The 12,513-nt window shown below is 71.5% G+C and carries 12 protein-coding genes; 7 read left to right on the top strand and 5 right to left on the bottom strand.

The features are described from left to right. Window positions 1-10 precede the first annotated feature (10 nt). Entirely contained in the window at window positions 11-2,902 is a 2,892-nt protein-coding gene (locus FYC51_RS16935) for a helix-turn-helix transcriptional regulator (RefSeq protein WP_238476482.1), read from the top strand. On the opposite strand, the gene FYC51_RS16940 is transcribed toward FYC51_RS16935, so the two are convergent. Then, complete coding sequence (locus FYC51_RS16940) at window positions 2,899-3,492, bottom strand: gamma carbonic anhydrase family protein (protein ID WP_148734930.1); 594 nt, start codon at window positions 3,490-3,492, stop codon at window positions 2,899-2,901. The genes FYC51_RS16935 and FYC51_RS16940 overlap by 4 nt on opposite strands. Continuing rightward, window positions 3,489-4,415 (bottom strand): COX15/CtaA family protein, encoded by a 927-nt coding sequence (locus FYC51_RS16945; RefSeq protein ID WP_148734931.1) that lies wholly within the window; start codon window positions 4,413-4,415, stop codon window positions 3,489-3,491. The genes FYC51_RS16940 and FYC51_RS16945 overlap by 4 nt, the downstream gene beginning before the upstream one ends. A 249-nt stretch (window positions 4,416-4,664) precedes the next feature. Here FYC51_RS16945 and sufB point away from each other — a divergent pair, with 249 nt between their 5' ends. The 5 genes from sufB (at window position 4,665) to FYC51_RS16970 (ending at window position 8,782) form a co-directional block, all read left to right on the top strand. After that, window positions 4,665-6,083, top strand: a complete 1,419-nt coding sequence (gene sufB, locus FYC51_RS16950; RefSeq protein WP_148734932.1) for a Fe-S cluster assembly protein SufB — start codon at window positions 4,665-4,667, stop codon at window positions 6,081-6,083. A 30-nt stretch (window positions 6,084-6,113) separates the two neighbouring features. After that, window positions 6,114-7,271 (top strand): Fe-S cluster assembly protein SufD, encoded by a 1,158-nt coding sequence (sufD, locus tag FYC51_RS16955; protein WP_148734933.1) that lies wholly within the window; start codon window positions 6,114-6,116, stop codon window positions 7,269-7,271. Window position 7,272: 1 nt separating this feature from the next. Beyond that, entirely contained in the window at window positions 7,273-7,599 is a 327-nt protein-coding gene (locus tag FYC51_RS16960) for a non-heme iron oxygenase ferredoxin subunit (protein WP_148734934.1), read from the top strand. 62 nt (window positions 7,600-7,661) lie between these two features. Further along, window positions 7,662-8,432 carry a Fe-S cluster assembly ATPase SufC gene (gene sufC, locus FYC51_RS16965; protein ID WP_148734935.1) on the top strand — a complete coding sequence of 257 codons (771 nt, stop codon included), beginning with the start codon at window positions 7,662-7,664 and terminating at the stop codon, window positions 8,430-8,432. A gap of 20 nt (window positions 8,433-8,452) precedes the next feature. Further along, on the top strand, window positions 8,453-8,782 hold the full coding sequence (locus FYC51_RS16970) for a metal-sulfur cluster assembly factor (protein WP_148734936.1): 330 nt from the start codon (window positions 8,453-8,455) through the stop codon (window positions 8,780-8,782). Window positions 8,783-8,902: 120 nt separating this feature from the next. On the opposite strand, the gene FYC51_RS16975 is transcribed toward FYC51_RS16970, so the two are convergent. After that, window positions 8,903-10,942: a M3 family metallopeptidase gene (locus FYC51_RS16975; protein WP_148734937.1), complete on the bottom strand. Its 2,040-nt coding sequence runs from the start codon at window positions 10,940-10,942 to the stop codon at window positions 8,903-8,905. A gap of 54 nt (window positions 10,943-10,996) precedes the next feature. Between FYC51_RS16975 and FYC51_RS16980 the strand changes: the two genes are divergently transcribed. Further along, on the top strand, window positions 10,997-11,830 hold the full coding sequence (locus FYC51_RS16980; RefSeq protein WP_148734938.1) for a methyltransferase domain-containing protein: 834 nt from the start codon (window positions 10,997-10,999) through the stop codon (window positions 11,828-11,830). Window positions 11,831-11,834: 4 nt separating this feature from the next. Here the strand turns inward: FYC51_RS16980 and FYC51_RS16985 are convergent, their stop codons facing one another. Continuing rightward, entirely contained in the window at window positions 11,835-12,059 is a 225-nt protein-coding gene (locus FYC51_RS16985; RefSeq protein ID WP_148734939.1) for a hypothetical protein, read from the bottom strand. Then, window positions 12,059-12,505 carry a GNAT family N-acetyltransferase gene (locus tag FYC51_RS16990; protein ID WP_148734940.1) on the bottom strand — a complete coding sequence of 149 codons (447 nt, stop codon included), beginning with the start codon at window positions 12,503-12,505 and terminating at the stop codon, window positions 12,059-12,061. The genes FYC51_RS16985 and FYC51_RS16990 overlap by 1 nt, the downstream gene beginning before the upstream one ends. Window positions 12,506-12,513 lie beyond the last annotated feature (8 nt).

Consider the following 12,513-nt stretch of genomic DNA (forward strand, 5'->3'; position numbering starts at 1 on the left):
GGTGGTGGCCATGCCACCCGAGCCGTCGTCGCCGGTGTTCGTCGGGCGCGAGCGTGAACTCGGGACCATCAGGGGGCTCCTCGACCGATCCGCCGCCGAGGAGGCGCAGGCTCTCGTCGTCTCCGGCGACGCCGGCGTGGGGAAGACGGCGCTGGTGGCGCATGCCTGCTCGAACGGCCGTCGGGCGCTGACGATCTTCGGGGCGTGCTTGCCCCTCACGTCGATGTCGATTCCGCTGATGCCGATCCGCGCCGCGCTGCGCGCGATGGACGAGGATGACGACGGGGGCGGGGTCGAGCTCGACGGCGACGACCGCGATCTCACGTTGCGCTTCGACGACTGGCTGGGCCGGCGATGCCGGGAACGTCCGGTCGTGCTCGTCGTCGACGACGTGCAGTGGGCCGACCAGTCGACGCTCGATGCCCTCATGTACGTCATCGCAGGCCCTGCACGACGCCGGCTGAGCGTGATCGCCACGCTCCGCGCCGGCGAGGTGGGCCTGGGGCATCCGCTGCAGCGCTGGCTCGCGGACATCCGGCGACTGCCCCGCATGTCCGAGCTCGTACTCGACCCCCTCGACCGTGTGGGCACCGCCCAACAGCTGCAGGCGCTGCTCGGCGCGGTTCCGCACCAGTCGCTCATCGACGACGTGCACGGTCGCACCCGAGGCAACCCCTACTTCACCCGCCTCATGGTCACCGGGCTGCCCGCGGATGCGCGGGCCGCGCCCGAGACGTTCCCCGCGGACCTCAGTTCGGCGGTGCTGCAGGCATGGTTCCGCTTGACACCCGAGACGCGCCGGCTCGCCACGGTGCTGGCCGTGGGCGGCGTCGCGATGCACGCGAGCGAGCTCGCCGAGGTGGTCGATGCTCACGTGTCGGTGGACGCGATCCGCGCCCGCCTCACCGAAGCAGTCGACCTGGGAACGCTCGACCTGCTCGACGGCGGCGCGTACTGGTTCCACCACCCCATGAACGCCGAGGTGCTCGAAGCCTCGCTCGGAGAGGACGAACGGCGCGAATGGCATCGTCGGTTCGCGAAGCTCCTGGAGGCACGACTCGCGGATCCGGCTCCTGCTGCGTCGGTGATCGCCATCGCCGACCATCGGTACCGCGCCGGCGAGACCCGGGCCGCCTTCGAGTGGACCCTGCGCGCCGCCGCGGCGGCGGGCGATGCCGCCGGTCGCGCGGAGGAACTCCGGCTGCTCCGGCGCGCGGTGAGCCTGCGCGAGGACCTCGACGACGTCACGCCGTCGCTCGACGACCTGCTCCGACGGCTCCGGCACGCGGCGGCCGATGCCGGCGCCACCGGCGACGAGCTCGACGCCGTCGAGGCCCTGCTGGCCCGGGTGGACGAACGGGCCGAGCCGCTCGTCGCGGCCGAGCTCCGCGTCCGGCGCATGCACCTGCGGTTCATGCGCGGACGGTCCTTCATCGAGGTCGACGAGATGCGTGAGGCCGTCGGGCTCGCGTCGGCCGACACGTCGAGTCGCGAGTACGCGATCGCGCTCGCAGAGCTGGCGCACGCGGAACTCTGGGCAGGCGACCCGGCGGCTCTCGCACACGCACGCACGGCGATCGACGTGGCCCGCGCGGCGGGAGACCCACAGGCGTTGTCACTCGCGCTCTCGGCCGGTTCGATGGCGGCGAACTTCGCGGAGGAGACGGCCGTCGCGGCCGAGCTCGGGCACGCGGCCCAGGCGCCCGCCCTCGAGGCGCGCGCATGGTGGGCGTTCGTGCACGCGTCGATGTGGGAGGCGAACGCCATCGAGACCTGGGCGAGCGAGGCCTTCGCACTCCGCATGCGGGACCGCCGACTCGAACTGGAGGCGCACGGCGGTCCGCACGCGTACATCGCGTGGCTCTCTGCTGCAGAGGCCAGCTCATGGTTGACCGTGGGCGGCTGGCACGAGGCCGACGAACGACTCCGGGTGGCGCTGGGCTCCGATCCCGGGCCGCTGGGTGATCTCGAAGCCCGTCTCGCGGCAGCCCGGCTCGCCCTGCTCCAGGGGCGACAGCGGGAGGCCGAGGGACACCTGCTGCGGGTCGAGGAACTCGTCGTGGACGGGTCGGCGTTCCTCGCCGTCGAGTACGACGCGGTCCGTGCCGAGGTCCGGCTCGGCGCGGGCGACCCCGTCGCCGCCTACGACGCCGCTCTCGAGGGCGCCGTCGATCGCGGGGTCCCGCCGACCATGGCGGAGTGGCTGCTGCCGTTCGCGGCCAGGGCACTCGCCGACCGGGCGCAAGCGGCGAGGGACGGCGGTGAACCGACGGATGCGATACTCGCTACCCTCGACGCCCTCGTCGAGCGCTTCCCCCACATCATCGAGGACTCGGGAACGTGGACGGAGCTCATGCGACACCAGGTCGACGCGCTCGACCGCATGTACGTCGCCGAGCGCGCTCGCGCGCGAGCGGATGCCGCCGCAGCGTTCTGCTGGACGGAGACGGTCGAGGCATGCGCCGATGCGCATCTCCCATGGGAGGAGGCCTACGCGCGCTGGCGCGCCGCCGAGGCACTGCTCGGCCGAGGCCACGACCGGCAGGCGGGCGCCGAGATGCTCCGCACCGGGCTCGCGCTCGCACGCCGGCTGGGCGCGAGGCCGGTCGAGGGCGAGCTGCTCGACCTCGCCGCCCGTGCACGGGTTCCGATCGAGGAGCCGGCCGGCGCGGCATCCGTTGCACCGGCGGCGCTGCCCGGCCTGACCGAACGCGAGCGGGACGTGCTCGACCTCATCGCGGTCGGGCGCACCTACGGCGAGATCGCCCGGACGCTCATGATCAGCGAGAAGACCGTGAGCACGCATGTGTCGCACCTGCTCGCGAAGACCGGCACGGCGAACCGCGTGGAGCTCGCCCGCCTGGTGCATCGCGTCGCGGACGGCGCGGGCCCGGCCGCCTAATCGAGTTCGCGATCGCCATCGTGGGCCGCGTAGAACGCCGACTGGCGGCGCATCAGCTCGTCCATGCCGACGGCGCGGTCGACGCCGTAGACCGTGCCCGGGAAGTCGAGCGCCTGCTGGATCGCCCAGATCTCCTCGTGCCGGTCGGGCGACAGGATCTGCGCGGGGGAGCCGACCGCCACCCAGCCGATGGGCACCACCGCGCCCGGCTCGAGCGTCGTGTTCACCTGCACGACGCCGTTGATGCGCACCTCGGCGTCCTCGCCGACGACCGCGCCGGGGAACAGCGACGCGCCCGTCGCGATGAACGCCCGGTCGCCGACCGTGGCGCCGTTGACGTGCGCGTGCGGGCCGACCATGACGTGGTCGCCGATGACCGCCGGATGCCCCGCGCGACCGCGGATGACGGCGTGCTCGAGGACCACGGCCTCACGGCCGATGCGCACCTCGCCGTCCTCGGCGGTGAGCACCGCGCCGTGCAGGATGCGTGCGCCGGCCTCGACCACCACGTCGCCAGACACGATCGCCCCGGGCGCGATCGTGGCCCCGGGATCGATGCGCGGCGTGCGGCCGCGATGCTCGACGATCATGCGCCGACGGATGCCTCCACCGGCCGGTCGGCCGGAGCGGTGCGCTTGAGCCGCAGCACCACCACCGTCATCGCGGCGGCGGTGAGCGCGGCGAGCACCATGTGCACGCCGACTGCGAGCGGCGGGAGCCCGTTGCGGGCCTGGTAGAGGCCGATGGCGATCTGCACGAGCTCGGCGGCGAGGAGCACGATCGTCCAGCGGAGCGTCGGCAGGCGCAGGCGCCAGGCGCCGACGACCAGCGCGACGGTCAGGGCGAGCAGGGCGTAGCCCGGCCACGCGTGCACGTGCTCGAGGAGCTCGGCCTCGAAGCCGTTGCGGCCGGCCGCGGCATCCCCGGAGTGCGGGCCCGCGCCCGTCGTGAGGATGCCGAACACGATCGTGAGGGCGAGCACGGCGGTCGTGGCGTGCGTGAGGCCGGCGTACCAGCCGGGCACGGCGAGCTCACGGGGACCGGCGATCGCGTCCATGCGCACGATGAACGCGGCGCACACGCACACGAGCAGGAGCGACGACACGTAGTGGAAGCCGACGATGAACGGGTTGAGCCCCGTCCACACGGTGATGCCGCCGACGATCGCCTGCGCGACGACGCCGGCGCCCACGATGAACGCGAGCGTGAACAGGTCGCGCCGCTCGCGGCGGATGCGCCACACGAGCACGAAGAGCACGAGCGCGACGATGCCGACGACGCCCGTCATCATGCGGTTCCCGAACTCGATGAGCGAGTGGTAGCTGAGCTCCTCGGTGGGCACGAGCGAGTCGGCCGTGCAGGTCGGCCAGGTTGGGCATCCGAGCCCCGAACCCGTGAGGCGCACCGCGCCGCCCGTGCCGATGATGATCGTCTGCACCGCGAACGAGAGCCACGCGAACACGCGGATGCGCGTGTCGACGCGATCGGGCAGCCACTGGGCGAAGCGATTCACGCTGAAGGGTCCTGATCCGGGTCGGACTGTGACGGCACTGGGAGATCGGACCAGCCGGGAGTGCGACCCTATAGACTTGAGGGGTTGGAGATCCCGCGAGGCGCGCCAACGCGCGATACGGGTTGCCAACCATCTTAGGTTCGCACTGGAGCCACCCGCACATCATCGCCCTCCCGTCGAGCACCTCGACCCGCGAGGGGGCATGAGCCGGACTGATAGCCGGTCGCACGGGAGGAGAAGAGGGAGAGCATGACGGACGTACTGATCGACCGCCCCGAACTGGAAGGGCTCGGCACGTACGAGTTCGGCTGGGCCGACTCCGATGTCGCCGGCGCATCGGCCCGACGCGGCATCTCGCCCGAGGTCGTCGCCGACATCTCGCGGCTGAAAGAGGAGCCCGAATGGATGCTCCAGCGCCGCCAGCGCGCGCTGCAGCTCTTCGAGCGCAAGCCGATGCCCACCTGGGGCGCCGATCTCTCGGAGATCGACTTCGACAACATCAAGTACTTCGTCCGCTCCACCGAGAAGCAGGCCCAGACCTGGGAAGACCTGCCCGACGACATCAAGAACACCTACGAGCGCCTCGGCATCCCCGAGGCCGAGCGCCAGCGCCTCGTCGCCGGCGTCGCCGCGCAGTACGAGTCCGAGGTGGTCTACCACCAGATCAACGAGGAGCTCGAGCGCCAGGGCGTCATCTTCATGGACACCGACACGGCGCTGCGGGAGCACCCCGAGTTCTTCGAGGAGTACTTCGGCACGGTGATCCCGGCCGGCGACAACAAGTTCGCCGCGCTCAACACCGCGGTCTGGTCGGGCGGCTCGTTCGTCTACGTGCCGAAGGGCGTGCACGTCGAGATCCCGCTGCAGGCCTACTTCCGCATCAACACCGAGAACATGGGCCAGTTCGAGCGCACGCTCATCATCGCCGACGAGGGCTCCTATGTGCACTACATCGAGGGCTGCACGGCGCCGATCTACAAGTCGGACTCGCTGCACTCGGCAGTCGTCGAGATCATCGTGAAGAAGAACGCCCGCGTGCGCTACACGACGATCCAGAACTGGTCGAACAACGTCTACAACCTCGTCACCAAGCGGGCCACGGCCGCCGAGGGCGCCACCATGGAGTGGATCGACGGCAACATCGGCTCCAAGGTCACGATGAAGTACCCGTCGATCTTCCTCATGGGCGAGCACGCCAAGGGCGAGACCCTGTCGGTCGCCTTCGCGGGCCCGGGCCAGCACCAGGACGCCGGCGCCAAGATGATCCACATGGCGCCGTACACGCAGTCGTCGATCGTCTCGAAGTCGATCGCGCGCGGCGGCGGTCGCGCGGGTTACCGCGGCGAGGTCCGCGTCGACGCGAACGCCCACCACGCGGCGAACACGGTGCGCTGCGACGCCCTGCTCGTCGACACCATCTCCCGCTCCGACACCTACCCGGCGATCGACATCCGCGTCGACGACGTCGTGCTCGGCCACGAGGCCACGGTCTCGAAGGTCAGCGAAGAGCAGCTCTTCTACCTGATGGCTCGGGGCATCCCCGAAGACGAGGCCATGGCGATGATCGTGCGCGGCTTCATCGAGCCCATCGCGCGCGAGCTCCCCATGGAGTACGCGATGGAACTCAACAAGCTCATCGAGATGGGCATGGAAGGATCGGTCGGCTAGAGAATGACCGCCGCAACGCAGAGCACAGCCATGCCCACCGCCGAGCAGCACGGGTTCCGACCGCACTCCGACGGCGCCTTCGTGCCCGTGCAGACGCGCTCCGAGCGCTTCCGATCGGTGAACGTCGACGACTTCGCCCCGGTCACCGGCCGCGAGCACGAGTGGAAGCTCTCGCCCGTCGCCGCGTTCGCCGACCTCACCGGCGGTGAGCTCGACGGCTCGCGCGTCGAGGTCGAGTCCACGGATGCCGCGGGCGTCGACGTCGCGTGGATCGCCCGCGACGACGCCCGCGTCGGCGGCACCGGCGGGATCCCCGAGGAGCGTGCCGCCGCGAACGCGTGGTCGAGCTTCGGCGAGGCCCTCCTCGTGAACGTCGACGGCGAGGACGAGAAGACCGTCGTCGTCACCCGCCACGGGCTCGGCGAGTCGCCGCGCGCCGCGCACACGGTCATCCAGGCGGCCCCGAACAGCCGCGGCCTCATCGTGCTCCGCGGCACGGGGCCGGCCCGCCTCAGCGAGAACGTCGAGATCATCGTCGGCGAGGGCGCATCGCTCACGGTCGTGTCCCTCCAGGAGTGGGACGACGACGCCGTGCACCTCGCGAGCCACTTCGCGCGGCTCGGCCGCGACTCGTTCCTCAAGCACATCGTCGTCTCGCTCGGCGGCAAGGTCGTGCGGGTCAACCCGTCGACGCACCTCGCCGAGCAGGGCTCCGACGTCGAGGCGCTCGGCCTCTACTTCGCCGACGCCGGCCAGCACCTCGAGCAGCAGGTGTTCGTGCACCACGACGCACCGCACACCCGCAGCCGCGTGACCTACAAGGGCGCGCTGCAGGGCGAGGGCGCGCGCAGTGTCTGGATCGGCGACGTGCTCATCGGCAACGCCGCGGTCGGCACCGACAGCTACGAGCAGAACCGCAACCTCGTGCTCACCGACGGCACCCGTGCCGACTCCGTGCCGAACCTCGAGATCGAGACCGGCGACATCGAAGGGGCCGGCCACGCGAGCGCGACCGGCCGCTTCGACGACGAGCAGCTGTTCTACCTGATGGCTCGCGGCATCCGCGAAGACGAGGCGCGCCGGCTCGTGGTGCGCGGCTTCCTCACCGAGATCGTCCAGAAGATCGGCTCGCCCGAGCTCGAGGAGCGGCTCACCGCCGCGCTCGAGGCCGAGCTGCAGGGGAGCTGACGTGGCATCCGTTCGAGTCTGCGCCGTCGACGACCTCGGGACCAACGAGGCCGCGCGCTTCGTGGTCGAGGGCGTGCCGATCGCCGTGGTGAAGGACGCCGCGGGCGACATCTTCGCCATCGGCGACACCTGCACGCACGGCGACATCTCGCTCGCCGAGGGCTTCGTGGAGGACGACACGCTCGAGTGCTGGGCGCACGGCTCGAAGTTCTCCCTCACGACCGGCAAGCCGCTGACCCTCCCCGCCTACGAGCCCGTCCCCGTGTTCCAGGTCGAGGTGAAGGACGGCGACGTCCACATCGACCCGTCGGTCACGCTGACCGTCTGACCCGCCCGACCCACCAGCTTCCGGCCCGAGCGGCCGACGAACGAAAGAGACCAACAAGAACCATGTCCGTGCTCGAGATCAAGAACCTGCACGTCAACGTCGAGACCGACCAGGGCGTCCGCGAGATCCTCCGCGGCGTCGACCTCACCATCAACGAGGGCGAGATCCACGCGATCATGGGGCCGAACGGCTCCGGCAAGTCGACGCTCGCCTACACGATCGCCGGTCACCCCAAGTACACCGTGGTGCAGGGCGAGATCCTGCTCGACGGCGAGAACGTGCTCGAGATGACCGTCGACGCCCGCGCTCGCGCCGGCCTCTTCCTCGCGATGCAGTACCCCGTCGAGATCCCCGGCGTGACCGTCACGAACTTCCTCCGCACCGCGAAGACCGCGATCGACGGCGAGGCGCCCTCCATCCGCGGCTGGGTGAAGGACGTCCGCGAGTCGATGTCCAACCTCCGCATGGACCCGGTCTTCGCCGAGCGCAACGTCAACGAGGGCTTCTCGGGCGGCGAGAAGAAGCGCAACGAGATCCTCCAGCTCGAGCTGCTCAAGCCGCGCTTCGCCGTGCTCGACGAGACCGACTCCGGCCTCGACGTCGATGCGCTGAAGATCGTCTCCGAGGGCGTGAACCGCGCCAAGGCCAACACGGGCCTCGGCATCATGCTCATCACGCACTACACGCGAATCCTCCGGTACATCCACCCCGACTTCGTGCACGTGTTCGTCGCGGGCAGGATCGCCGAGCAGGGCGGTCCCGAGCTGGCCGAGCGGCTCGAGGAAGAGGGCTACGACCGCTACCAGGTCGCGGAGACGGCCGTCGCCGAGTAGGCCGCGGCTAGAATCGCATCATGGTCACCACACTCGCACCCGAGCGCTACGACGCGGTCACCGAGGCGCTCAAGGACGTGATGGACCCCGAGCTCGGCGTCAACGTCGTCGACCTCGGGCTGATCTACGACCTCGGCTGGGACGATGAGCACGACGCGCTCGTGATCCACATGACGCTCACGAGCGCCGGATGCCCCCTCACCGACGTGCTCGAGGAGCAGACCGCCGAGGCGCTCGACGGCATCGTCGACGCGTTCCGCATCAACTGGGTGTGGATGCCGCCGTGGGGCCCCGAGCGGATCACCGACGACGGCCGCGACATGATGCGCGCCCTCGGGTTCGCGATCTAGCCTCCGATTCGACGCCGACGCCCCGGATGCCGCGTGCATCCGGGGCGTCGTCGCGTGCTCGGAGGTTGGGGCTCGGCGGCTGGTGACCGAGCGCCGTCGCACTCGGCCACCAGCCGCCGCTCAGGCGAGGCCGCGGCGCCGCAGCAGCGCGTCGATCGACGGCTCGCGCCCGAGCAGCGCGCGGATCGACTCGCCCGGGTCGCGGGAGCCGCCCGGCTCGAGCACCTCGCGGCGGTACCGGTCGCCGTTCTCGCGGGTCGCGCCGCCGTGGTGCTCGAACCATTCCATGACGTCGGCCCCCGGCACCTCGCTCCAGATGTACGAGTAGTAGCCGGCGTCGTACCCGCCCGCGAACACGTGGGCGAAGTACGCGCTCGAGTAGCGCGGCGGCACGAGCGGGTCGGCGAGGCCCGCGGCCGCGAGCGCCGCATGCTCGAAGGCGGCCACGTCGTTCACGTCATCCTCCGCGACGAGGCGGTGCCACGCCTGGTCGAGCACCGCGGCGCCGAGGTACTCCGCCGTCTCGAAGCCCTGGTTGAAGCCGCGCGCGGCGATGAGGCGGTCGGCGAGCTGCTGCGGCATCCGCTCGCCCGTCTCGTGGTGCACGGCGTAGTGCCCGAGCACCTCGGGGCGCAGCACCCACAGCTCGTTCACCTGGCTCGGCAGCTCGACGAAGTCGCGGAACACGCTCGTGCCCGCCTGCGACGGGTACCGCACGCGGGCGAGCAAGCCGTGCAGGGCGTGGCCGAACTCGTGGAAGAGCGTCTCGGTCTCGTCGAACGTGAGGAGCGTCGGCTCGCCGGCGGCGGGCTTCGGGATGTTCATGTTGTTGACGACGACGGGCAGGTCGCCCGTGAGCTCGGACTGGTCCACGAGCGCGCTCATCCACGCCCCGCCGCGCTTCGAGTCGCGTGTGTACGGGTCGAAGAGGTACAGGCCGACCGGGGAGCCGTCGTGCTCGAACACCTCGTAGACGCGAGTGTCGGGGTGGTAGCCGACGAGGCCGTCGCGGCGGTCGAACCGGAGGCCGTAGAGGAGGCCCGCGGCGTGGAAGACGCCGTCGACGAGCACGCGGTCGAGCTCGAAGTACGGTCGCAGCACCGCGAGGTCGACGTCGTGGCGCTCGGCGCGCACCTGCTCGGCGAGGTACGCCCAGTCGGCGGCGACGGGCGTGCGGGCGCCCGCGGCCGATGCCCGGGCGGTCAGGTCGGCGCGCTCGCGCGCGACGTTCCGCGTCGCCGCCGGCACGAGCTCGTCGAGCAGGGCCGCGACGGCCTCGGGGGAGCCGGCGGTCTCGCCCGCGGTCACGGCCGCGGCGTGGTCGGGGAACCCGAGGAGCTTCGCCCGCTCGGCGCGCAGGCGCACGATCTCGAGCAGTGTCGCCCGGGTGTCGTGCGCTCCGCCGCGGGCGCCGCGCGCCATGGACGCGGCGAGGAGGCGGTCGCGCACGTCGGGTCGGGTGAGCGCCGCGAGTGCCGGTTGCCCCGTCGGGAGCACGAGCGTGATGAGCCACCCGTCGAGATCCCGGGAGCGGGCCGCCTCACGGGCCGCGGACCGCGCACCCGCATCCAGCCCGTCGAGCTCCGCCTCGTCGGCGAGGTGCAGCGCGAGGTCGTTCGTGTCGGCGAGCAGGTCCTGCTGGAACGCCGTGGTGAGCGAGGACAGGCGTTCGTTGAGCTCGGTGAGTCGGCTCCGCCCCTCGGGGTCGAGTCCGGCGCCGGCCAGGACCGCCTCGGTGTAGCTGCGGTCGAGGAGGTACGCCTGATCGGGATCGAGGCCAAGGTCGTCGCGGAGGCCGTGCAGCACGCCGATGCGCGCGAACAGGCGCGGGTCGAGGCGGATGGCGTCGCGGTGCGCGGCGAGCTTCGGCGCCAGCTCGGCCTCGAGGGCGTCGAGCTCGTCGCTCGCGTCGGCCGAGCTCGCGTTCGCGAACACGGGCAGCACCCGGCGGAGGAGGACCCCCGACCGCTCGAGGGCGACGAGCGTGTTCTCGAAGCTCGGCGGCGCGGCATCCGCAGCGATCGCCTCGACCTCGGCGCGCTGCTCGCGCATGCCCGCCTCGATCGCCTCGCGGTAGTGCTCGGGCCGCACGAGCCCGAACAGCGGGAGGCGATAGGGGAGCGGACTGGGTTCGAGGAACGGGTTCGTGCGATCGTCCATCCGACCACCCTATGGGCGAGCGCGACGGCGTCGCGACGGTCGTAGGCTCGACGTATGCAGCGCGACGGGGAGTCGATCGAGTCCGCACCGGCCGAGGCCTACACGCACGGCCATCACGAGAGCGTGCTCCGCGTGCACTCCTGGCGCACGGTGGAGAACTCGGCCGCCTACCTCGCGCCGCACCTCGAGGCCGGCGCCCGCGTGCTCGACGTCGGCAGCGGCCCCGGAACCATCACAATCGACCTCGCGCGCCGCGTGCGACCCGGCCTCGTGACGGGCGTCGACGCCGCCGCCGACGTCGTGGCGCGCGCGGCCGGCCTCGCTTCGAGCGAGCGCGTCGACAACGTCGACTTCCGCGTCGGCGATGCCTACGCCCTCGAGTTCGCGGATGCCGCGTTCGACGTCGTGCACGCGCACCAGGTGCTGCAGCACCTCGCCCGCCCCGTCGACGCGCTGCGCGAGTTCCGTCGGGTGCTGAAACCCGGCGGCATCCTCGCGGTGCGCGACGTCGACTACGGCGGCGTGATCTGGAGCCCGGCCTCGTCGGGCCTCGACCGCTGGCTCGAGCTCTACCACGACGTCGCGATCGGCAACGGCGGGGAGCCCGACGCGGGCCGTCACCTCACGCGCTGGGTGCGCGAGGCGGGCTTCGTCGACGCGGATTCCACCGCGACGACCTGGGTGTTCTCGACCGCGCTCGAGCGGGAGTGGTGGGGCAACTCGTGGGCCGAGCGGGCGACGCAGTCGCAGTTCGCGGCACACGCGATCGAGTCGGGACACTCGAACCCCGCCGAGCTCGCGCGCATCGGGCAGGCGTGGCGCGACTGGGCGACCGACGACGACGGCTGGTTGCTCATGCCGCACGCCGAGGTGCTCGCGCGGGCCTGAGGCGCTACCAGTCCTCGTCGGCGTCGTGCACGTCGATGATGGCGTCGCTGACGACGGTGCCGTCGTCGAGCTCGACGATCGGGCGCCCCTCCAGCCAGGTCAGCGTCCAGTGGCGGCCGGCGCCCTCGCCCTCGTGGGTCGCCTCCGCGGCCGCGATGCGCGGGCGCAGGTCGGCGGGCACGGATGCCGGCGGCTCGGCGCCGAACTCCCAGCGCGTGCCGAGGCGCATCAGGCGTCCATCTCGTAGGTGACCCACGTCGTGCGGCGTGCGAGGTTGTCGTAGAGCTTCTGAGCATCGGCGTTGTCGGCCGCGGTGATCCAGCTCACGCCGCCCGCGCCGATCTCACGCGAGCGGGCGTGCACGAACTCGATGAGCGCACGCCCGACGCCCGAACCGCGCGACTCGGGATCGACGTAGAGGTCGTCGAGGTACAGGCCGCGCGTGGCCTGCAGCGTGTCGGGCACGACGCGGTACTGCGCGAGCCCCACGGGCGTGCCCTCCTCGTCGACCGCGAGCGCCGCCTCGAGCGGGTCGTGCTCGTCGCGGATCCAGTTCCAGACGATGAGCGCCTTCGCGTCGTCGAGATCGGTCTCGTAGAACCGGCAGTACGCCTCGAACAGCGGCAGCCAGCCGAAGAAGTCGTCGTCGCCCGCCATGCGGATCTCGTGTGCCATGCGTTCCC

Origin of the sequence: Agromyces mariniharenae (assembly GCF_008122505.1) — a bacterium.
Classification (GTDB): Bacteria; Actinomycetota; Actinomycetes; order Actinomycetales; family Microbacteriaceae; genus Agromyces; species Agromyces mariniharenae.